The following is a 20,315-nucleotide window of genomic DNA, read 5'->3' on the forward strand; positions in this document are numbered from 1 at the left end:
CACTTTTTCTGCAAGGCTGGAAATGTGGGCTGTGAGGGACCTGTTTCTGGGGTTCAGGCGGCGTTTTCTTCACCTAAGAGGGTTGGTGTGGGGATTCGTGAATTCAGGTGCATGGCAAACGCCTGCTCGATGATGTCGTGGTCCCGGTGTCGTTTGATTTGTTCAAAGAAGCTTTGCGCTTCTGGAAAGCTGAGCTTCAGGTAGGCCAACCACTGCTTGACCCGGTTGCCCAGATATTTGGCTGGGTACAGATCTTTGGTGGTGATGTAGTACTCGTGGAGTATTCCGACCACCTGAGTCCATGGCATCGGGGTCACTTCCTCGCCCGCGCACAGGGAACGAATCTGCAGGCCGATATCCGGGCGCGCCAGCAGGCTGCGGCCAAACATATAAGCATCACACTGGGTAACTTCGCGGCAGCGCTGAAAGTCCTTGAGTGTCCACAGATCGCCATTGGCAATGACCCGGATACCCAGTTGTTGGCGAATCTCACCAATATATTCCCAGTAGGCCGGGGGCCGGTAACCATCGACTTTTGAGCGTGCGTGTACTGCGAGTTCAGAAGCACCACCAGCCTCGGCGGCACGGGCGTTGTCCATATAGGAGCTGCGGTCGTTAAACCCGAGACGGATTTTTGCCGTTACTGGTATTGAGTCGGGTACCGCCTTGCGCACCGCGGCCACAATACCTTCTACCCGTGCCGGAGACTGCAGCAGGCAAGCGCCGCCGTCACTGTTATTCACCTGCTTTGCAGGGCAGCCAAAATTGAGGTCGATAGCCTTTGCTCCGGCTTCCACCGCACGGGCTGCGTTATAGCCCATAGCTTGTGGGTTCCCGCCCAGCAGCTGTAGGCGCACCGGAATACCGGAAGGTGTTTGTGCGCCCCGGTCTAGCTCCGGGCAAAGGCGGGTAAAGACCCGGCGGGGGAGTTTTGTCTGGGTGACCCTTACAAACTCCGTAACACAGACATCCACCCCACCAATTTTCGACAGCAGGGCACGCACGTGGTGGTCTATGACGCCTTCCATTGGAGCCTGATAGATGAGTGGAGCCGGGGCGGAAGATGTAATTGGCTTGGAGTCGGGTTTTGTGGTCATGAAATAGCGTGGCATTGCGGTACAACAGGGTGGCTATTGTACGAGAATTTCCGCGCATTGGTTAGTTATTGTGCAATGCGGTTTGGCTGGTCCTGTAAACCCGTTAATCCTCAGGTGTGAAAAAGATAGATGGTCAGATCTGGCAGGTAAAATGGTCGAAAATGACGCATTTATAGGGGTTCTTGGTTGCTTCTGTAACTAATAAGTGTTTGATTTTGAAAGGTTCTTTTACCGATAATATCGCCCGCTCAATCATTGGTATGAAATACCGCATCAATAATTTACAAAAAACGAGGGAAAAACCGTGCAAGAAGCATTAATGCAGCAGGGCCTGGACATCACACTGTTCGGCATGGGCATTGTATTTACATTTCTGCTGTTGCTGGTGATTTGTACCACCATCATGTCACGCGTGATGACTCGTTTTTTCCCTGAGGCTGAACCTTCCGCATCGTCGCCTGCACCAGCACTGCAATCGGCAGCCGGTAATGCGCGTCTTCGTAAAATTATCGAAGAGGCCATTAAGCAACACCGCAATCGTCGTAAATAATTTTCACATAATGAATGCATCGGTTCGCACCGGTGCACATAACGACAACATTCATTTTTCCAAGATCAATTTTCGAAGAGAGATCAGCTATGACTGAGGTTAACTCTTTAGCTAACAAATCCCCGCTTGGGATTACCGACGTAGTCCTGCGCGACGCCCACCAATCGCTTTTTGCTACCCGCCTGCGCTTGGACGACATGCTGCCGATTGCAGAGAAGTTGGATAAAGTCGGATTCTGGTCTCTCGAATCTTGGGGCGGTGCGACATTCGATGCGTGCATTCGTTATCTTGGTGAAGATCCTTGGGAGCGTATTCGCGAGCTGAAAAAAGCGATGCCCAATACGCCGCAGCAGATGCTGTTCCGTGGCCAAAACATTCTCGGTTACCGTCACTACGCAGACGATGTGGTAGAGAAGTTTGTCGAGCGCGCGGCCACCAACGGTGTAGACGTATTCCGTGTATTCGATGCGATGAATGATATGCGCAACCTGAAAACTGCACTGGCGGCAGTAAAGAAGCAGGGTAAGCATGCGCAAGGCACCATTTCTTATACCGTAAGCCCGGTCCATAACATGGATATGTGGGTAGACCTGGGTCGCCAGATCGAAGATATGGGTGCGGACTCCATTGCCATTAAAGACATGGCCGGCCTGCTGCGACCCTATGAAGGCTACGAGCTGGTAAGCAAACTGAAAGCCGCGGTGGACATTCCGATTCATATGCAATGTCACGCAACTACCGGCCTGTCTACCGCGACCGCACTGAAGTGCGTGGAAGCGGGCATCGATAATATCGACACCGCCATTTCCTCCATGTCCATGACCTATGGTCACAGCCCCACTGAATCGGTGGTGGCAATTCTGGAAGGCACCGATCGCGATACCGGCCTCGACATCAACCTGCTCGAGGAAATTGCGGCGTATTTCCGTGAGGTGCGCAAGAAGTACGCGAAGTTCGAAGGCTCCCTGCGTGGTGTCGACTCCCGAATCCTGGTTGCACAGGTACCTGGTGGCATGCTGACCAATATGGAAAACCAGCTGCGCGAACAGGGCGCTGGCGACCGCCTGGATGAAGTGCTGGAAGAAATCCCGCGTGTGCGCAAAGACTTGGGTTACATTCCGCTGGTTACCCCAACTTCGCAGATTGTCGGTACCCAGTCGGTATTGAACGTTCTGACCGGTGAACGTTACAAATCAATTTCTAAAGAAACCGCCGCCGTGTTGAAAGGCGAATACGGCGCGACGCCTGCGGACGTAAATAAAGAGCTGCAAGACAAGGTTCTGGAGGGCGGTGAGCCGGTTACCTGCCGCCCAGCGGACCTGATTGCACCAGAGCTGGACAAACTGTCTGCAGAATTGCAGCAAAAATCCTCCGAAGACGATATCGCCCTCACTGCAGGTGATGGTCAAATCGATGACGTGCTGACTTACGCACTGTTCCCGCAAATCGGCCTCAAGTTCCTCAAAAACCGCGGCAATGCGGATGCATTTGAGCCAGTTCCCACTGGTAATGAAGGCACCGAAGTGAAAAACGATGCGGGCGAAAGCGTTTATACCGTGTCGGTGGAAGGTGAGAGTTACACCGTGACCGTTGCCGACGGCGGCGATGTTACCGGAATGGTCAAAGTCGGTGGCGAAGCGGTTGCAGCACCTGCCGCTGCCGCCGCACCAGTTGCCGCAGGCACCGGCGAGCCGGTAAAAGCTCCACTGGCCGGCAATATCTTCAAGGTACTGGTGAAGCCTGGTGATCAGGTTGCCGAAGGCCAGACCATCGTTGTACTGGAAGCCATGAAAATGGAAACCGCAGTCAGCGCGCCTCGTGCAGGCAGCGTGACCGGTGTCACCGTGAAAGAGGGTGATGCCGTGGCGGTGGGCGATGACCTGCTGACCATCGCGTAACGGAGGCCACAGTGGAAAATTTAGCAAATCTCTGGCTGTCATCTGGGGCAAACCAGATGACCATCGGGCAGTTCTCCATGATGGTGGTGTGCCTGGGGCTTCTGTTCCTCGCGATTCGTAAGAACTTTGAACCGCTGCTACTGGTACCGATCGGCTTCGGTGGAATCCTGGCGAATATCCCCGGTGCCAATCTAGCGCTGCCAGCGGTGGAAGCGGCCATGTATTCCGGCGACGCTGGAGTGCTAGCGCAACTGTCTCAGGCGCTTGGACTCAGCGGCTTTGAATCGATGGAAAGTCTTAAAGTGGCGTTTGAGAACGCGCCGGCGGCTGCTGCGGAACGCGCTGCTCAGGTTGCGTCCGACGCGGGTTTTTCCAATGGCATGTTGTACAACTTCTATAACGTTGCCATCGCTTCCGGTGTTGCACCGCTGGTGATTTTTATGGGCGTAGGTGCAATGACGGACTTTGGTCCGCTACTTGCGAACCCGCGTACCCTGTTCCTCGGTGCGGCCGCCCAGTTTGGTATTTTTGCCACGGTGCTCGGCGCGGTTGGCATGTCAGCCATGGGCATTATGGATTTCTCCATCGCGGATGCGGCAGCTATCGGTATTATCGGTGGTGCGGACGGCCCTACAGCGATCTACGTATCCAGCCTGCTGGCTCCAGACCTGTTGGGTGCGATTGCGGTAGCGGCGTATTCCTATATGGCTCTGGTGCCACTGATCCAGCCCCCAATCATGCGTGCGCTGACGACCGAGCAGGAGCGTCGCATCGAAATGGTTCAGCTGCGTCATGTGAGCAAAAGCGAAAAGATCGTTTTCCCGCTGGTGCTGCTGATTCTGGTTGCGCTATTCCTGCCGGATGCCGCGCCACTGTTGGGTATGTTCTGTTTCGGCAACCTGATGCGCGAATGTGGTGTGGTTTCTCGTTTGTCCGATACCGCACAGAATGCACTGATTAACATCACCACCATTTTCCTGGGACTTTCTGTTGGCTCGAAGCTAGCGGCGGACAAATTCCTCGATCCGAAAACCCTGGGTATCCTGGCGCTGGGTATTGTGGCCTTCGCGATTGGAACGGCGGCCGGTGTTTTGATGGCCAAGTTGTTGAACATGGTGAGCAAGAACAAGGTGAACCCACTGATCGGCTCTGCGGGTGTATCAGCGGTACCGATGGCTGCGCGAGTTTCCAACAAGCTTGGTTTGGAGGCGAACCCGCACAACTTCCTGCTGATGCATGCCATGGGCCCCAATGTGGCGGGTGTTATTGGCTCTGCAGTTGCGGCGGGCGTCATGATCACCATGGTTCGGGCGATGGGCGGCTAATAGCCTCGCATGCTTCCGAGAAAGAACCCCGCGCATGCGGGGTTTTTTATTACTCGAATTTTGGGGTGACTGGTTAGTTTTGTCTTCTCATGGGAAGCTGGGCGAAATAGGGGGCTTGCCTCCCTCGTGGTAACATGGCTGCCGATTTAGTGTCTGTGGTCCTTTATATGGGGCCGGAAGGAGAGGTTATGTCCTGGTTGGGAGCGGGTATCGGTGCTGGTATCGGCATGATGTTTGGTGGACCGATTGGTGCCGCCCTGGGTGCCTGGGTGGGTAGTTCGTTTAGCTCCGGCCTGAAGAAGCTGAGTGAGCAAGGTATCCCGCTCAATCGCGATGGGGCGCAAACGGTGTTTATCGTCGCGCTTTTCTCTATGCTGGCAAAGATGGCCAAGGCTGACGGCCAGGTTTCGAAGGCTGAGGTCCAGCTCATCGATGACTTCATCAATAACAATCTGCGCCTGAATGCAGAGGACCGCCAGCAGGCGATCAAGATTTTTCAGAATGCCAAATCAGACCAGTTTTCTATTTATGACTATGCCCGCCAATATCGCCAGTTGATTCGCAACCAGGCGATGCGCGAGATGGTATACCGGTTGTTGTTCGCGGTGGCCTTTGCCGATGGTGAATTGCACCCGGCGGAAGAGCAGATTTTGCGCAAAATCCCTGAAGAACTGGGTTTGCATGCCTCTATTTTTACCGCGATGTTTAATGAGTTTGGCCACGGTGGCCCCGCCACTAGTGAGGGCAGCCTCAAGGCGCATTACGATGTACTCGAATGCAGCCCGGATGTCAGTGACCGTGAGCTTAAGTTGGCTTATCGACGTAAGGCCGCGGAATTCCACCCGGACAAAATCGCTTCCAAAGGTTTGCCGGACGAATTTATGCGCCACGCGGAAGATCAGATGAAAAGCATTACCGTGGCATACGACACGATTGTTGCCGCGCGTAAACGCGAAGCGGCGGTGAACCAGGCCTGATATAGGCGATCCCAATTCGTTATCCAAGAGAAGACTATGTCACTTGCACAACAGATTCAGGAAAAATTGTCATCAGAGCTGGCACCCTCGCATATCGAGGTGCAGTGCGAGAGCCATATGCATAACGTACCGGAGGGCGCGGAGATGCATTTCCGTGTCGTTCTGGTGAGTACTGGCTTTGATGGCTTGCGCAAGGTGCAGCGTCACCAAAAAGTGTACGGCGTACTTTCTGAAGAAATGGCAGGCCCCATCCACGCGCTCGCCCTGCATTTGTATACACCGGAAGAGTGGCAGGGGCAGGCCCCTGAGAGTCCGCAATGCCTGGGTGGTGGCAAGGGGTAAGTAGAAGTCAGCCAGCTTCCTATCTCAAAAACATTTCTTTACGTTCATCGTTTTTCCAATTTCAGGATACATGTCGCCTGAATAACTGACGGAAAATTTCCTCTTCTCTCCGCGTGCCAGTTGACGCAATCGCTCCTCTGGCACGATCTTCATCTTCCTCTCGGCTTTTGGCGCCTTTTTTATCGAAAGTGGCGTGTTTTTTATCCTTTATTGTCTCCACTCAGGCCATGTCGATTTATGCGCCCGGCGTGTAGTTATTTCTAATTAACGAAGTGAACGACAGAAACGCGCAAAAGTTCCACAACTGAAGATTTTTTTTGGTTGTTTTTTCTACAGTGGTTCACTTCCGTGTCTAGACTGACAAGTGATTGGGTTAATTGCTGTTTAATTTGCCGAATACGATGGAGTTCTCAATGAAAATGACACGCGTTCTGACACCGCTTGCGATCGCTGTTGCTGCCATGGTTAGTGCCCAGCATGCAGCTGCCGATATGTGGAGTGATGGAGATTTTGTTGTTCGAGTTGGTGCCAGCTGGGTTGATGCCAATGACGACGATAAGCAGTTCCGCCTGAGTGATCGTCACTTTGGTGCAAACTTCGATGTCGATTCTGACACCACCTGGAACATTTCCGGTGCTTGGTTGCCAGCAGAGCACTGGGGGGTAGAACTGATGTACATCGGATCTACCAACCACGATCTGGATATCAGGGGTATTCGTGGTGACGACGGCTTTATCTATACCGATGATCGTTTTCGGGTAGGTAGCTTCGATGCGGATTATGCCAACGCGTTCGTGAATTGGTACCCGCTAAGCCGTGATTGCCTTGGTCAGCCTTACATTGGTATCGGTGTGAACTACACCGACTTCAGTGATGAAAATGTGCGCGCTGCTTTGCGTGACACCATCAACGATCCCCTGATTGGGCTGGGTATTCGCGATGTCAAATATGGCTTGGGGCATTCCTGGGGTATCGCTGGTCAAGCGGGCGTAGACTTCCGTTTTGGCCGTGACAGTGCCTTCCTGGTGAATGCGGCAGTGTTGTACATTGACGCAGACACTGACCTGACCACTTACTACACGGAAGCGGCGCTACAGGGACAGCCACGCCGAGCGGTGACCTCGAGTGTTGACTACAGCCCATGGATCTTCAACCTGGGTGTTGGCTACTCTTTCTAATTGCTAACCGCAGTTAAAAGATAGCGTTCACGGAAGAACGAAAAAGGCACCTGCGGGTGCCTTTTTCTTTGGCAATTTTCAGGGTTAATGGACTGGTCTGTGCATGGAGTACCACGATTACTACCAGATTCTCGGTGTGGAACGCACCGCAGCGCAGGATGAGATAAAGCGCGCCTATCGCAAATTGGCACGCAAGTTTCACCCGGATGTGAGTAAAGAGGACGATGCAGAGGAACGCTTCAAAGAGGTGAGCGAAGCCTACGAAGTATTGAAGGATCCCGAGAAGCGTGCGGCCTACGATCAGCTCGGCAAAAACTGGAATAGTGGTGAGGACTTTCGCCCACCACCGGACTGGGATCAGGGATTTGAATTTCGCGGGGGTGGTTACACCGATGCGGACCCGGAAGCGTTCAGTGATTTCTTTGAAAGCCTATTTGGGCGCGGTGGCTTTCAGCATGGCGGTGCGCATCAGGGCGGTTTTCATCAGGGCGGATTCAGCCAGGGCGGTTTTCATCAGGGTGGGCGGCAGTTTCATGCGCAGGGAGAAAACACGCACGCGAAAATTGCCATCGATGTTGAAGATAGTTATCGCGGAAGTAAGCGGCAGATCTCGCTTAAGCATTCAGAACTCGGTCCCGATGGGCGCCCAGAAATCAAGGAGAGAAAACTCAATATCACGATTCCAAAAGGCGTGACGGAAGGGCAGCAGATCCGCCTTGCAGGTCAGGGACAGCCGGGAATCGGTGAAGGTAAGGCCGGCGACCTGTATCTGGAGATCGTATTCAACTCCCATTCCCGGTTCAGTGTTGAAGGTAAAACGGTGTATCTCGACTTGCCGGTAGCGCCCTGGGAGGCAGCACTGGGCGGAAAGGTACCGGTACAAACCCCAGACGGTACGCTCAATCTTACTTTGCCAGCCAATAGTAAGAACGGTGGCAAACTGCGCTTGAAGGGAAAGGGGTTGCCGGCGAAAGAACCGGGTGACCTGTATGTGGTTTTGGATGTGGTAACCCCGCCCGCAAATACGGATGACGAGAAAGAGGCGTATCGCAATTTTCAGAGCGCCTTCCAGTTTGACCCCAGAAGCGGCGCGTAAGGAGAAGCTCGAAAATGCAATCTGATGATCAATGGGTTGAGGTCGAAATTCTCGATGAACAAAGCCGTATGACGCTCCGCGAGCTATGCGCCGCGTGTGAGCTATCCGCCGAGCAGGTGATGAGCCTGGTAGATCAGGGTGTGATTGATGTGGACACTCAGGGCGGCGGTGTGCGATTCAGTGGGATCTGCGTACGCCGGGTTCGAAGGGTGTACCGCCTGGAAAGAGATTTGGGGGTGAATCATGCGGGTGCCGCGTTGGCGCTGGAGCTACTCGATGAGATCGAGCAACTCCGGGCCAGGATTCGGCGGCTCGAGCGCCGCTAACGCCTATTCAGCCTGTCGCGCTTAGGCGACTGCCTTGCTGGTGATTTCATAGGCGAGATAAGAGGTGTAGGCCAAATAGGCCGCGAGCAGGATTGCGCCTTCCACGCGATTGATGCGCCCTTGGCGCCCGCGAAACCCGTAGCCGAAAACGAAGAGGGCTATGGTCAGGCCCATTACCATCGGCCAGTCCCGGGTGATAAGCTCATGCGGGACATCCGGCATCGGCGCGATGGCGCCAGCAATACCCACCACGGCGAGCAGGTTAAACATATTCGAGCCAACCACATTACCAATGGCGATATCGTGCTGGCCTTTCTTCGCTGCAACCAGGGTGGCTGCAAGTTCAGGTAGCGATGTACCCAGAGCGACGATGGTCAGGCCGATAATAAGATCGCTGACGCCGAGTTGCTGGGCAATGGTTACCGCGCCCCACACCAGCATCCGCGAACTCACGATCAGCAATATCAATCCCACCACGACCCAGAACAGCGCCTTGCCCAGAGGCATATCGTGCTCTTCCAGATTTTGTTCCATGCCACCTTCAATCTCGTCGCCTTTGCCTTTGCCTTTGACCGCAGAATAGATTGACCAACCGATCACCCCGAAAAAGCCTGCCAGTAAGATGAAGGACTCGGTGCGGCTTAGCCCGCCATTCCAGAAAAATGCTGCGGTTAAGCAGGTGATCGCCAACAGCAGAGGCAGCTCTTTGTGGATGATCTTGCTGTGTACGGTAAGAGGAATAAATAGCGCAGTAGTACCCAGAATCAGGCCGGTATTGGCGATATTGGAACCGTAGGCGTTACCCAGCGCCAGGCCCGGGCTGCCGTCCAGCGCGGCCATAGCGGAGACCACCATTTCCGGCGCGGAGGTGCCGAACCCGACAATCACCATACCGATCAGCAGCGGTGGCATACCGGCGTGTTTTGCTGTTGCGGCAGCGCCATCAACAAAGCGATCAGCACTCCACATCAGCAGGATAAATCCGGCAACGATGGCGATCAGGGCGAGAATCATAGCGGTCCTTAAAAGTTCTGAATGTCCATTCGTCACAACCGTTATGTCGACCGTGACTCCAGGGGTAAAACTGGTGGCCGATTGTAACCACAAAGACAAGCAGTTCCAGTGCAAAAATCAAGTTGACACTAATCTGGTGGCTGAAACTGGCGGACTCTACAGTTTGGTCTGATTTTGTCTCGGCAGCCGAGAGTGAATAGGAGGCGTTGGGCGATGAACAAGAAGCTATTGTTGGGTGCCTTGATTGGCGCGGGCATGTCCATGCTGAACAAGAAGATTCGGCAACAATCGGCGCCTGCCCCCGGCACACCGCCTCCGGATTTCTCTAAAGTCCCGCCACCAAAGCAGCCGGGTGCGACCGATGGTTCTCCGAGCTTGGATGACATTCTCGCCCGCGCAAGCCAGCCGGGAGGGTTAAAGCCCGGTAACACCGGAAGTACAGGAGCGCCTGGCGGTGATATTTTTGGCGGCGCGATACCGGCCGGTGCTGGCGCTGGTGGTGCTGCAGTACTGATGGAAATGGCTCGGCGAATATTCGCTCAAATGCAGCAGTCTGGGGGGGCCGTCCCTGGAGGAATGCCTGGGGGAGCTCCCGGTGGTGGCGCACAAGGTGGTTCTCCAGGTATGGGCGGGCTGGGTGAGATACTCGGTCAAATTTTTGGCGGTGCCAGTGGCAAGTTCGGTCAGCAGGGACCCCAGGGGCCGCAAAATAACCCGGGCGGGTGGAACAAGGTGGCACCCCAGGGTAAAGGAGGGCTGTTTGGGTTTGTGAATACCGAGGCCGCAGATAGTGCTGCCGGTGCTGAGCAGGCCGAGGTGATGCTGAAAGCCATGGTCGCTGCGGCACAGGCCGACGGTCGCATTGATGAAGCGGAGCAGAGAAATGTTATGCAGGCCCTGGAGGGCCAACTCGACAGTAGCGAGATGGAAGGCCTGCGCAAGTTCCTGACCACCCCGATAAGTATGGATGAAGTGGTTGAGGCGGTGGACGACCCGGCCACCGCATTTAATCTCTACTTGGTTTCTGCCATGACGATCAATCCCGACAATCCGCAGGAAAAAGCCTATATGGCAGCGCTGGCGGGCAAGTTGGGTATCTCAGAGCAAGCGGCACAAGTGGTTGAAGCACAACTGCCGCGTTAGGCCCTAAGTGTTCTTTACGGCAGTAGCTGGGCAAAATTTCCACCGGTGGGGTAGGTCTTTTTGGACCACCCCAGTCGCACTATTACCGTATTGGTGGATGGTGAAATCATGACGATTTGCTCGCGATTACCCAGCATAAAGTAACTGTCTTCGGGCAATTCCGGGTAGCGCAGTTCATCGCCGCCGCTGTTGAGCCAGAATTGATAGCCATAGCGGGGGTCGTTCTCGCTCTGGTTGGGTTTCTGTGCGTCAGTCACCCAGTCAGGGTTCAGCAGCTGTTCGCCATTCCACTCACCATTTTGCAGCATGAGTAGCCCAAGGCGCGCCCAATCCCGGGCAGAAGCGTAGATATAGGAACTGCCCACAAAAACGCCGCTGCCGTCCACTTCAAACGTGGTATGGCGCATACCGAGCGGGGAGAGAATCTGCTGGTAGAAAAAGTCCACGTTAGTTTGTGGTGTTGCACCGACCCGGTCGTAGATCCAGCGTGACAGCAGATTGGTAGTGCCCGAAGAGTAGGAGAAGTATTCACCGGGGACTTTGGTCAGAGGGCTTTGTAGAGCGATATCCGAGGCGCTATGGGCACGGAACAACATCTTGGTAGCGTCGCTGCCGGGAGCGTAGGTTTCGTCGAACTCCAGCCCGGACGACATCTGCAGCAGATTTTCCAGGCTGATGTTACGGCGGTCATCATTCCACTGAAGGAACAGCGGTTGTGACATATCTACCTGCGGATTTATCGTTTGCAGGCGACCTATCATCATGGCCGTTAGACTCTTGCCCATCGACCAGCCAAGTAGCGGTGTTTCCGGCGAAATGCCCTCATCGTAGGCTTCCGCAACAAGTTTTCCATCCTGAACCACCAATAGCGCTCGGCTGTTAAGCCCAGCGCGATTATCTTTTTGCAGGATTTCTTCCAGACGTTGCTGTTGATTAGGCACGATGCTGGCAACGGTGTTACCCAGGGGCCAGGCCGCGGAAGAATCGGCGATGGGGGTGGTTGTCACGGCGTTCAGAGCGCTGGTATCACCAATATCCAGTGTGCAACCCAGGCCGGGGCGATAAGTAGCGCTGGTCTCAGCCATACCCATCAACGTTGCAGTTACGCGCTTAACCTCATCATCGTAAACGAGGTCCAGCAGCCGGTATGCAGGTGAGTAGGAGGCAAGATCGTCGAGGTTGCGGGTGTGGTTAAAACCGGAAAGGTAGCGCCCGGAACAGGCGAGTTTGGCTCCCATGCCGGTGGAAACGCGCACCGCGTTGCCCAGCTGGGTAACCGAGAAACCGAGCAGAGAGGGGGCTAACAGGGACAGGAGGATGAGCAGCCCCGCAATGATTGCGAGCAGGGTCAGGATAAATTTCTTCATAGATTATTGTTTTCCAAGAACGGTTTGCCGGGGTAACCCCAATGCGCTCCATCATTCCCTATGGCGAGTTTCGATTCTAGGTTATTAAGAGTCGGTATTGGTGACCGTTCCGAATTCCGCCAGTAGTGCCAGAAAGGGTTCACCAAAGCGTGCCAGCTTGCTGTCACCAATTCCCGAGATAGCCAGCATCTCGTCCTCGTTGCGTGGCCTGGCGCTCAGCATCTCCCGCAACGTAGCATCGTGAAATACCACATATGGCGGTACGCCCAGGTCTTCCGCCAGTGATTTGCGCAAGGCGCGTAGCGCATCCCAGAGCGGCTGATCCTCTGCTGCCACCTCTACAGTGGCGCGGGATTGGCTGCCGTCCTTTCCAGAGCGCGCTCCTGATTTTGGTGCCTTGGGCAGGGTGCGGAGGTGCAATGATTCCTCGCCACGCAAGACAGGCCGACACAATTCGGTCAGTTGCAGGGCGTTGAAGGCCTCAGCGTTGACTCGCAAGTATCCTCGGACCACCAGCTGACGCACGACCGCACGCCACTCGTTGGCGCTCAGGTCTGTGCCGATGCCGTAAGTGGATACCTGGTTGTGGTTAAACTGGCGAATTTTCTCCGTGTCTGCGCCGCGCAGTACGTCGATCACGTGAGCGGCACCAAAGCGCTGACCGGTGCGGTAAATACAGGACAAGAGCTTGCGTGTGGCCTCACTAGCATCCCAGGTGATGGGCGGGCTCAGGCAGGTATCACAATTGCCGCAGTCCTGCTCAAGCTCCTCGCCAAAGTAGCGCAGTAGCGCACGTCGGCGGCAGCTGGTGATTTCACATAAGCCCAGCATCGCATCCAGGCGCTGGCGTTCCTGGCGTTTGTGCTCTTCACTGCCTTCTGAGCCGGCATTCATCTGGTTAAGTTTTACGACGTCTTCCAGCCCATACAGCAGTAGCGTTGAGGCCGCCTCACCATCGCGGCCGGCGCGGCCGGTTTCCTGATAATAGGCTTCGATACTCTTCGGCAAATCCAAATGCGCTACAAAACGTACATCAGGTTTGTCGATTCCCATGCCGAATGCGATGGTGGCCACCACGATAACGCCTTCTTCACGCAGGAAGCGGCGTTGGTGTTCCGCGCGCATTTCGCTGGAGAGACCGGCGTGATAGGGCAGCGCGGTGAATCCCTGCTGCTGCAGCCAGCTGGCGGTAGTCTCTACTTTGTTGCGGGACAGGCAGTACACCACGCCGGCATCGCCTTCGTGCTCCTGCTTCAGAAACTGCAGCAGCTGCCGTTTGGGGTTGTCCTTGGCGGCAATCCGATACTGGATGTTGGGGCGGTCAAAGCTGCTGACAAAATGCTGCGCGCTCTCCAGATCCAGGCGCTTGGCGATCTCCTGCCGGGTGCGCTGATCCGCGGTGGCGGTGAGTGCGACCCGCGGCACGTTGGGGAAGCGCTCATGTAGACAGGAAAGGTGCAGATAGTCGGCGCGAAAGTCGTGGCCCCATTGGCTGACACAGTGGGCTTCGTCGATCGCGAACAGGGATATGTCCGTCTGGCTCAAGAGGTCCAAAGTGCGCGGCTGCAGCAGGCGTTCCGGCGCAAGGTACAGGAGGTCAAGGTTGCCCTGTAGCAACTGTGCTTCCAGCGCCTGTGCTTCCTGATAGTCGAGGGAAGAATTGAGAAATCCTGCGGCAACGCCCACCGCACGCAACGCTTCCACCTGATCCTGCATCAGGGCAATCAGCGGAGAGACGACCACGCCGCAGCCCGGGCGCGCCAGAGCAGGAATCTGATAGCACAGGGACTTGCCACCACCGGTAGGCATGAGTACCAGAGCGTCTTCGCCGCGCACCAGCGTATCAATGATGGCCTGCTGGTCACCGCGAAACTCGGTGTAGCCGAAGGTGTGCTCGAGAATATAGTGGGGTGATGTCTGGGGCGGGGGTAGGGCGTCATTCATGGCGTGAGTATACCGCCTGGGTTTGGCCGAATGCGAACTGGTACAGCGGTTTTGATTGATAAAAATTGGCGTTACTTACCTCGTAAGTGGCGCCTGATTTATCCAAAAAATGTGAACCTTGGCTATAATCCGGGCAAGGCCGACATAGACAAGGATAAAGCTATGCGCGCAATGACAATGAAGTCTACGCCTACTTTTTACACACTGGCTGCCTTAATTTTGCTCAGCTTGAGCGGCTGTGTTTCCAATACGCCAGAGCCTATTAATCCCCGTAGCCTTGCGCAGTCTGCAGTGGCAGATACCCATTTGGGGTGGAAGCCTGCCCCCGCCCACCAGCTGAACTACTCCCTGGCGACGTCCTCCGGTATTGCGCGCATGGAAATGCGTGAACTGCCTGTAGACCTGCAGGCCCTGACAATTGAATTGCCGGGAATGCGTAACGTAGAGGGTGTGCAGTGGCGTGCGGCGAATGGTCAGCAGGCGATGCTGTTTGATGGTGATCAGGGAATGGATGGAGTCACGTTGGAGCGCCAGCGGCGCGGCTACCGCTTGCAGATGCGCGGGCCCGCGCTTGAATCCATGCGGAATGGCGGCTTCCTGACGGTGATTGACTATTACCGCAACTGACACCGACACTGGCCTGCCGATAGCAACGAATTCCTGCGCCGATTGCACTTTCGGCGCTACTCTTGCCCGTTAGTTTCATCTGCAGAGTCAAAGCCGAGACCCTGCGGGCGCAGCAGATAAAGGTCTGGCCAGTACTTCCCTGTTACCCAGAGCCCGTTGCGGCTCTCGTCCCAGGCGATGCCGTTGGCAACAGCGTCCACATGCCGGCGGCCTCGCAGGCTCTGTTTCGTGAGTTCTGCGAGATCGAGCCAGCCTTGCACTTCGCCAGTCGCAGGATCGATCGCGATCACCCGTGAATCCTGCCAGATATTGGCCCAGATCAGGCCGTTTACATACTCCAGCTCATTCAACAATGACCACTTCTGCCCACCCCCGGTGACCTTGAGGCGGCGTGTGACCTTGAAACCGTCCGGTGTGCGGAAGGTGAGGGTATCGCTGCCGTTACTCATGATCAGCGATTCCCCATCGCTGGTGAGCCCCCAGCCTTCGCCCTCGTAGTGGAGCAGGTGCACCAGATTGAAGTTGCGGCGGTCGTAGATTTGCAGTTCGCCGGCACGATAGGTCAGCAGGTAGAGATAATCGTTAAACACGGCGAGACCCTCGGCGAAGCGGTTGCCCGCGAGCCACTTGCGTCTTACCGGGTTTGCGCTGGGATCGGTATACTCCGCCAGCCAGGAACGGCCATACAGGCCGCTGCTCTCCAACCAGCGCTCACCGTCAAAGTAGAGGCCCTGGGTAAACCGGTCTGCCGGGCGGGATTTGCGCTCCAACACCTGGAAATCCACCGGGCCCGGGTCGGCAGCGGCGAGTGCCGGAGTAAACAATGTGAGCCAGAGCAGCGCCGCGAGAGTCGTTTTCATGGTTTGATACGGATATTCCAGTGTTCTCTGGTTGTGTCGGTTTTTGTCAGTTTTTGATCAATACAGTTTTATGACCAAAATAAAAGCGTTCATCACATTGACCCTGCTGGGTGGGTTGGCCGTCGTATTACCGATCGCCATTTTTATTTTGCTGTTCCAGTGGCTGTTTGGCCAGATCAGCGAACTGGTGGCGCCGGCTACCCAATGGATGCAGTCGCATACCGAGTTTAAGGATAACTTTGCCCGCCTGATCGTCATAGCCCTGATACTGGGGATCTGTTTTATCATCGGCCTGCTGGTTAAGACCAGTGTTGGGCGCTGGGTGCACAAGCATCTGGATTTCTGGCTGGGCAAGCTGGCACCGGGTTACAACACCATCAAGGATCTGGTTTTGCAGTTTATTGGTGGTGGTGGCACGGAGGGCGTATTGTCCGGGCCGGTGGCGCGGGCGCGGATCCACGGGGCGAACAACCCACTGTCGGTAACCGCGATCGTCACCTCTACCCATGCCAACGGCGATTACACCGTATATGTCCCCACGGCTCCGGTACCTACTTCGGGTTTTGTGTATCACCTGCCACCCGATTGCGTGGAAATTTTGCCCCACGTCTCCGTTGAGGCCGCGATGAAATCGATAGTTGCCTGCGGATCTGGTAGCGGCACTTTGCTACAAGTGCCTGCACTAGCTGAAGAGGGTTAAATTTCCCGGTTTTTGCCCAGTGCGCGGATAGCGAAGCGCATTGGGTGTAACGCCTTCACCAGGTCCTCCGATACCGGCATGGCCTCGCCATTTATCCAGGCCGCGAGCACTTCCGCAGCCAGCGGTGCATAGGTGAATCCTCTCGATCCTAATCCAGCCAGGACGTACAGGTTTGGTTGGTAGGGCGTACGCTTTCCAATCAACTGCTTGCGATTTTTGCGCAGTGCACCATACGTATTTTCCAGCTCTTCCCATCGTGCCACTGGCCCGGCCATGGGCAGATAGTCCGGTGTGGCAGCGCGCAGGGCGGCCCGTCCTCGTAGCGTTTGTTGGGAAAAATCCTGAGCGAACTCCGGCAGCAGTGATGCAAGGGTTGCGAGATTTTCCTGGTGTTCTTCCTGGCGAATCTCTGTTTCCGACTGCTTGAGCTTGAAAGTCGCACCGAAGCTGTGTTGCGCGGCGTCTTCCTTATCAGATCGGGTTCCCGCCGGAGCAATGTAGCCCTCCCCACACAATGCGATCTTCAGCTTCTCCGATGTGGTGGTTGCCCCGGCGAAGGTGACCTGCCCGCGAATCGGCTGTAAGGGCAGGGGCGCCGTCTGGGGAAACTGGCGGTTGAAGTTGGCGGTACACAGGATCAAGGCATCAAACGATTGTGCTCGCTCGACGCCATCAATGCGGAGCTGCCATTGGGCTTTTCCTTCGGGGCCTCCTTCATACACAGCATCACTGATGCGCGTGTGAAAGTGCGTTTGGATATTTGGGTGCCGCAACAGCGTCTCGCAGACTTGGCGCGGGCGCAGCCAACCGGCGTGGGGGAAATACAGCCCCGGAAATTGCAGGGGGACGCCCGCATGTTCAGATGCCTGCTCCGCACTGACCGGTCGCGCCAATAGGCTCTCGGGTTCGAGTTGGAGTTGCTGGCAAATTTGCTGCTGCAATTGCTGTTCTTTTTCGGTCTGCGCCAGCTGCAACAAACCGTCGAAATGTGCCGCTTGCGGGCATTGGCTCGGATAGTAGCGCTGTGCAAACTGCAGTGCCTGAAGATTGAAATCGCCATTTGGGCCCGGTTTGGGCGAAAGCTTCGCGTACAGGATTCCCTGATCATTACCCGAGGCGCCGCTACCGGGGTGCTCTCCCTGCTCGAAGACGGTAACCTGATAATTGCGTGTAGCCAGTGCGTGTGCAGCAGAGGCTCCGGCGATACCTGCACCGATAATGGCCACGGTTTTGGGCTTTGCAGTTGTGCCCAAGTCTGGCGGCAGGTGCCAGGGGGTGCTCTGGTAAGTTGGGGGCGTGCTTGTTGTGGGATCGGTGGCGGTTTCGTCAGCGTCTGCAAAGCTGCCGCGCAGCATTTCCCGTTTGCGCCCGAAGCCGGGCACCTTTTCCAGTGCAAACCCCACAGATTTCAGTCCACGCTTCACAATGCCGGCGCAGGTAAACGTGGCGAAAGTGGAACTCGGTGCGCTTAGCGCGGCAATCGACTGAAACAGAGCTTCGCTCCACATGTCCGGGTTTTTCGATGGGGCAAAACCATCCAGAAACCAGGCGTCGACCCAGCGATCGCGATTGGCGTCATCCAGGGAAAGGGAACGGAAACCATCACTGGCCTCACCAACGACCAGAGTCAAGTGGACATTGGGCGAGAGGTTAATACGGTGCACCCCGCGGGCAAGATAGGGTGGATATTGCGCAATAAGCTGGCGGCTCAACGATTCGAGTTCTGGCCACATCGCCAGCGCCCGAGCCAGATCTTTTGGATGGAGGGGGAATTTCTCTACGCTGACGAAATGCAGGTGTGCCGATGCTGGCGCTATGTCATTCCAAAGTTGCCAGGCAGCGAGAAAATTCAAGCCGGTGCCAAAACCGGTTTCACCGATGGTGAATACTGCGCTTTCTTTTAGCTCCGCCCAGCGTTCCGGCAAATGATTCTGCGCAAGAAAAACGTGGCGCGTTTCTTCCAGGCCCGAGGCCGTAGAAAAATAAATATCGTCAAATGCACTCGATACGGGTTGGCCGTTGTCGCGCCATTCCAATTGTGCGTGGCTTACCGGTTTGTTGTCTGGTTGAGTTTGATCGCCCATGTGGCTGTAAATTACTGTAGCGAACTACTTAACAAGGGATTTTGGAAAAGCGTTACTGCAAGCCGAATTCGCGCATAATCTGTGCACACCACTGGTCCAGGCGCTCATCGGTGCGGTCAAATTCGTTCTCTTCGTCCAGCGCCAAACCCACAAACTTGCTGCCATCCGGGGTCAGTCCCTTGGACTCTTCGAATTCGTATCCATCGGCAGACCAGTAGCCCACGGCTTTTGCGCCTACGGCGATCACCTGCGCGTGCAGGTAGCCAAGTGCGTCCTGATACCACTGAGGGTAGCCTTCCTGATCACCCAGCCCGTAGCAGGCTACCTTTTTGCCGCTCAAATCCAGTGCCGCCAGCTGATCCCAGCAGTTTTCCCAATCTTCCTGGAGTTCTCCGTAGTCCCAGGTCGGGATGCCGAGAATCAGAAAGTCGTACTCCTGCATCTCCGCAACATCATCGCTGGCCACATTGTGCAGGTCGATCCACTCGTCACCGATACGCTCGCGAATTTTTTCCGCGGCCATTTCGGTGTAGCAGGTACTGGATCCATAAAATAGCCCGATCGGGGCGCGTGAGGTGTCTGTTGGTTGCATGATTTACTGAGCGTTCACATAGCCAAGCTGTCGCCAGGCCTCATAAATAACAATCGCCGCGGCGTTGGATAGGTTGATGCTGCGGCTGTTGGCGCACATGGGGATTCGCAGGGTGTGCTCCTGCCCCGTCATGGCGAGAAACTCGGCGGGCAGGCCACGTGTTTCCGGGCCAAAGACAATCGCATCATCCGCGCGGAATTCGATTTCAGAATGGGGTTTACTGCCCTTGGTGGAAAGCGCCAGCACGCGCTTGGGCTGCTCTGTGGTCACAAAAGCTTCCCAATCCCGATGGCGCACCACACGGCTGTACTCGGCGTAGTCGAGCCCGGCGCGACGCAGGCGCTTGTCGTCCATGGCGAACCCCAGGGGTTCAATCAGGTGCAGCTCGGCACCGGTATTGGCGCACAGGCGAATAATGTTGCCGGTGTTTGGGGCAATCTCTGGTTGGTAGAGAACGATTTTGAACATAGCTAATGGGTAGTTAAGGGCACTGCTTGTCGAATTCGTCAGTGTCGGCGGTGTCGACACGGTTATTGCCAGTATCGAGTGCCCAAAACCAAGATCAGCTGGGCCCGCAACCGCGTGGGTGATGACGGGCGCGGATTATAACGCGGAGGAGGTAACTTCGCAGTCTATCTCCACCCCAAGCTCATCGGCGATTTCGTCAAGCTCGTCGTACAGGCCGTCAATACTGACATCTTCGCTGACGCTGATGGTGCATTCGGCGGAAAACAGCGGCTCGCCACTCCACGGGGTGCTGCCGTAGCGGGTATCCAGGGTTTCCACATTGATCTTGCGGGCAGCCAGCGCGCGGGAGATCTCTTTTACGATTCCCGGACGGTCATTGCCCACCAACTTCAACTGCAAGGTCTGGCGGCTGTCTGCTGCCACGGCCAGGGCGTCTTCGATTTGCAGCTTGAAATCGGCGCCGGCCAGGTTTTGCAGGGCCGCTTTCAGGCGCGGGCTGTCTTGTGCGGTGGCACTCAAGCGAACAATGCCGGCGAATTTTCCGGCGAAGTGGGCCATGCGACTGTCTTCCCAGTTGCCGCCGTTCTCTGCCACGACGGCGGAGAGCATCTCCACCACGCCGGGCTTGTCGTCGCTGATAATCGAAATGACGAAGTGCTGTTGCATGAGGGCTTCCTTACTGGCGCTTTTAACACTGTGCAATGATTCGTGTGATGAATTGTAGCCA

The 20,315-nt window shown here is 55.7% G+C and carries 20 protein-coding genes; 11 read left to right on the forward strand and 9 right to left on the reverse strand.

Going from position 1 to position 20,315, the window contains the following annotated elements:
* Positions 1 to 53: 53 nt before the first annotated feature.
* Positions 54 to 1,097: a tRNA dihydrouridine synthase gene (locus tag KUV22_RS00960; RefSeq protein WP_222227787.1), complete on the reverse strand. Its 1,044-nt coding sequence runs from the start codon at positions 1,095 to 1,097 to the stop codon at positions 54 to 56.
* Between the two features lie 304 nt (positions 1,098 to 1,401).
* On the opposite strand from KUV22_RS00960, the gene KUV22_RS00965 reads away from it, so the two are divergent.
* The 8 genes from KUV22_RS00965 to KUV22_RS01000 all read left to right on the forward strand — a co-directional run bounded on the left by KUV22_RS00965 (position 1,402) and on the right by KUV22_RS01000 (position 8,789).
* A complete protein-coding gene (locus KUV22_RS00965; RefSeq protein WP_224918945.1) occupies positions 1,402 to 1,647 on the forward strand; it encodes an OadG family protein in 246 nt (81 codons plus the stop codon).
* An 89-nt stretch (positions 1,648 to 1,736) separates the two neighbouring features.
* Complete coding sequence (gene oadA, locus KUV22_RS00970) at positions 1,737 to 3,545, forward strand: sodium-extruding oxaloacetate decarboxylase subunit alpha (protein ID WP_222227788.1); 1,809 nt, start codon at positions 1,737 to 1,739, stop codon at positions 3,543 to 3,545.
* An 11-nt stretch (positions 3,546 to 3,556) separates the two neighbouring features.
* Positions 3,557 to 4,870 (forward strand): sodium ion-translocating decarboxylase subunit beta, encoded by a 1,314-nt coding sequence (locus KUV22_RS00975; RefSeq protein WP_222227789.1) that lies wholly within the window; start codon positions 3,557 to 3,559, stop codon positions 4,868 to 4,870.
* A 188-nt stretch (positions 4,871 to 5,058) separates the two neighbouring features.
* Entirely contained in the window at positions 5,059 to 5,847 is a 789-nt protein-coding gene (gene djlA, locus KUV22_RS00980; RefSeq protein WP_222227790.1) for a co-chaperone DjlA, read from the forward strand.
* Positions 5,848 to 5,883: 36 nt separating this feature from the next.
* A complete protein-coding gene (locus KUV22_RS00985) occupies positions 5,884 to 6,189 on the forward strand; it encodes a BolA family protein (protein WP_222227791.1) in 306 nt (101 codons plus the stop codon).
* A 413-nt stretch (positions 6,190 to 6,602) separates the two neighbouring features.
* Entirely contained in the window at positions 6,603 to 7,367 is a 765-nt protein-coding gene (locus KUV22_RS00990) for an OmpW/AlkL family protein (RefSeq protein ID WP_222227792.1), read from the forward strand.
* A 103-nt stretch (positions 7,368 to 7,470) separates the two neighbouring features.
* Positions 7,471 to 8,463: a DnaJ C-terminal domain-containing protein gene (locus KUV22_RS00995; protein ID WP_222227793.1), complete on the forward strand. Its 993-nt coding sequence runs from the start codon at positions 7,471 to 7,473 to the stop codon at positions 8,461 to 8,463.
* A 14-nt stretch (positions 8,464 to 8,477) separates the two neighbouring features.
* On the forward strand, positions 8,478 to 8,789 hold the full coding sequence (locus KUV22_RS01000; protein WP_222227794.1) for a chaperone modulator CbpM: 312 nt from the start codon (positions 8,478 to 8,480) through the stop codon (positions 8,787 to 8,789).
* A gap of 21 nt (positions 8,790 to 8,810) precedes the next feature.
* On the opposite strand, the gene KUV22_RS01005 is transcribed toward KUV22_RS01000, so the two are convergent.
* The gene (locus tag KUV22_RS01005; protein WP_222227795.1) at positions 8,811 to 9,803 is read right to left on the reverse strand and encodes a calcium/sodium antiporter; all 993 of its coding nucleotides are present in this window, start codon (positions 9,801 to 9,803) and stop codon (positions 8,811 to 8,813) included.
* Between the two features lie 213 nt (positions 9,804 to 10,016).
* On the opposite strand from KUV22_RS01005, the gene KUV22_RS01010 reads away from it, so the two are divergent.
* Positions 10,017 to 10,946, forward strand: a complete 930-nt coding sequence (locus KUV22_RS01010; protein ID WP_222227796.1) for a DUF533 domain-containing protein — start codon at positions 10,017 to 10,019, stop codon at positions 10,944 to 10,946.
* 14 nt (positions 10,947 to 10,960) lie between these two features.
* Here KUV22_RS01010 and KUV22_RS01015 read toward each other — a convergent pair whose 3' ends face one another.
* Positions 10,961 to 12,313, reverse strand: coding sequence for a serine hydrolase domain-containing protein (locus KUV22_RS01015; protein WP_222227797.1), 1,353 nt, complete (start codon positions 12,311 to 12,313; stop codon positions 10,961 to 10,963).
* Between the two features lie 84 nt (positions 12,314 to 12,397).
* Positions 12,398 to 14,257, reverse strand: a complete 1,860-nt coding sequence (gene recQ, locus KUV22_RS01020; RefSeq protein WP_222227798.1) for a DNA helicase RecQ — start codon at positions 14,255 to 14,257, stop codon at positions 12,398 to 12,400.
* Between the two features lie 162 nt (positions 14,258 to 14,419).
* On the opposite strand from recQ, the gene KUV22_RS01025 reads away from it, so the two are divergent.
* Positions 14,420 to 14,884, forward strand: a complete 465-nt coding sequence (locus KUV22_RS01025; protein ID WP_222227799.1) for a hypothetical protein — start codon at positions 14,420 to 14,422, stop codon at positions 14,882 to 14,884.
* A gap of 56 nt (positions 14,885 to 14,940) precedes the next feature.
* Here KUV22_RS01025 and KUV22_RS01030 read toward each other — a convergent pair whose 3' ends face one another.
* Positions 14,941 to 15,744 carry a glutaminyl-peptide cyclotransferase gene (locus tag KUV22_RS01030; protein WP_222227800.1) on the reverse strand — a complete coding sequence of 268 codons (804 nt, stop codon included), beginning with the start codon at positions 15,742 to 15,744 and terminating at the stop codon, positions 14,941 to 14,943.
* 70 nt (positions 15,745 to 15,814) lie between these two features.
* On the opposite strand from KUV22_RS01030, the gene KUV22_RS01035 reads away from it, so the two are divergent.
* On the forward strand, positions 15,815 to 16,444 hold the full coding sequence (locus KUV22_RS01035; protein WP_222227801.1) for a DUF502 domain-containing protein: 630 nt from the start codon (positions 15,815 to 15,817) through the stop codon (positions 16,442 to 16,444).
* On the opposite strand, the gene mnmC is transcribed toward KUV22_RS01035, so the two are convergent.
* The 4 genes from mnmC to KUV22_RS01055 form a co-directional block, all read right to left on the reverse strand.
* Positions 16,441 to 18,528 carry a bifunctional tRNA (5-methylaminomethyl-2-thiouridine)(34)-methyltransferase MnmD/FAD-dependent 5-carboxymethylaminomethyl-2-thiouridine(34) oxidoreductase MnmC gene (gene mnmC / locus KUV22_RS01040; RefSeq protein ID WP_222227802.1) on the reverse strand — a complete coding sequence of 696 codons (2,088 nt, stop codon included), beginning with the start codon at positions 18,526 to 18,528 and terminating at the stop codon, positions 16,441 to 16,443. The genes KUV22_RS01035 and mnmC overlap by 4 nt on opposite strands.
* A 52-nt stretch (positions 18,529 to 18,580) precedes the next feature.
* Positions 18,581 to 19,120 carry a flavodoxin FldB gene (gene fldB, locus KUV22_RS01045; protein ID WP_222227803.1) on the reverse strand — a complete coding sequence of 180 codons (540 nt, stop codon included), beginning with the start codon at positions 19,118 to 19,120 and terminating at the stop codon, positions 18,581 to 18,583.
* A 3-nt stretch (positions 19,121 to 19,123) separates the two neighbouring features.
* Complete coding sequence (gene trmL / locus KUV22_RS01050; protein WP_222227804.1) at positions 19,124 to 19,588, reverse strand: tRNA (uridine(34)/cytosine(34)/5-carboxymethylaminomethyluridine(34)-2'-O)-methyltransferase TrmL; 465 nt, start codon at positions 19,586 to 19,588, stop codon at positions 19,124 to 19,126.
* 135 nt (positions 19,589 to 19,723) lie between these two features.
* Positions 19,724 to 20,254, reverse strand: coding sequence for a glycine cleavage system protein R (locus KUV22_RS01055; protein ID WP_222227805.1), 531 nt, complete (start codon positions 20,252 to 20,254; stop codon positions 19,724 to 19,726).
* Positions 20,255 to 20,315: the final 61 nt, after the last annotated feature.

This window comes from Microbulbifer agarilyticus (genome assembly GCF_019800665.1).
In the GTDB taxonomy this organism is placed as follows: Bacteria; Pseudomonadota; Gammaproteobacteria; order Pseudomonadales; family Cellvibrionaceae; genus Microbulbifer; species Microbulbifer agarilyticus_C.

What these genes read in the sequence shown, in the direction of transcription:
- KUV22_RS01055 (WP_222227805.1), bottom strand. Translation starts at nt 20,254, where the DNA reads ATGCAACAGCACTTCGTCATTTCGATTATCAGCGACGACAAGCCCGGC.
- KUV22_RS00985 (WP_222227791.1), top strand. Translation starts at nt 5,884, where the DNA reads ATGTCACTTGCACAACAGATTCAGGAAAAATTGTCATCAGAGCTGGCA.
- fldB (WP_222227803.1), bottom strand. Translation starts at nt 19,120, where the DNA reads ATGCAACCAACAGACACCTCACGCGCCCCGATCGGGCTATTTTATGGA.
- KUV22_RS01030 (WP_222227800.1), bottom strand. Translation starts at nt 15,744, where the DNA reads ATGAAAACGACTCTCGCGGCGCTGCTCTGGCTCACATTGTTTACTCCG.
- djlA (WP_222227790.1), top strand. Translation starts at nt 5,059, where the DNA reads ATGTCCTGGTTGGGAGCGGGTATCGGTGCTGGTATCGGCATGATGTTT.
- KUV22_RS01035 (WP_222227801.1), top strand. Translation starts at nt 15,815, where the DNA reads ATGACCAAAATAAAAGCGTTCATCACATTGACCCTGCTGGGTGGGTTG.
- KUV22_RS00960 (WP_222227787.1), bottom strand. Translation starts at nt 1,097, where the DNA reads ATGACCACAAAACCCGACTCCAAGCCAATTACATCTTCCGCCCCGGCT.
- oadA (WP_222227788.1), top strand. Translation starts at nt 1,737, where the DNA reads ATGACTGAGGTTAACTCTTTAGCTAACAAATCCCCGCTTGGGATTACC.
- trmL (WP_222227804.1), bottom strand. Translation starts at nt 19,588, where the DNA reads ATGTTCAAAATCGTTCTCTACCAACCAGAGATTGCCCCAAACACCGGC.
- KUV22_RS01010 (WP_222227796.1), top strand. Translation starts at nt 10,017, where the DNA reads ATGAACAAGAAGCTATTGTTGGGTGCCTTGATTGGCGCGGGCATGTCC.
- KUV22_RS01005 (WP_222227795.1), bottom strand. Translation starts at nt 9,803, where the DNA reads ATGATTCTCGCCCTGATCGCCATCGTTGCCGGATTTATCCTGCTGATG.
- KUV22_RS01015 (WP_222227797.1), bottom strand. Translation starts at nt 12,313, where the DNA reads ATGAAGAAATTTATCCTGACCCTGCTCGCAATCATTGCGGGGCTGCTC.
- mnmC (WP_222227802.1), bottom strand. Translation starts at nt 18,528, where the DNA reads ATGGGCGATCAAACTCAACCAGACAACAAACCGGTAAGCCACGCACAA.
- KUV22_RS00990 (WP_222227792.1), top strand. Translation starts at nt 6,603, where the DNA reads ATGAAAATGACACGCGTTCTGACACCGCTTGCGATCGCTGTTGCTGCC.
- KUV22_RS00995 (WP_222227793.1), top strand. Translation starts at nt 7,471, where the DNA reads ATGGAGTACCACGATTACTACCAGATTCTCGGTGTGGAACGCACCGCA.
- recQ (WP_222227798.1), bottom strand. Translation starts at nt 14,257, where the DNA reads ATGAATGACGCCCTACCCCCGCCCCAGACATCACCCCACTATATTCTC.
- KUV22_RS01025 (WP_222227799.1), top strand. Translation starts at nt 14,420, where the DNA reads ATGCGCGCAATGACAATGAAGTCTACGCCTACTTTTTACACACTGGCT.
- KUV22_RS01000 (WP_222227794.1), top strand. Translation starts at nt 8,478, where the DNA reads ATGCAATCTGATGATCAATGGGTTGAGGTCGAAATTCTCGATGAACAA.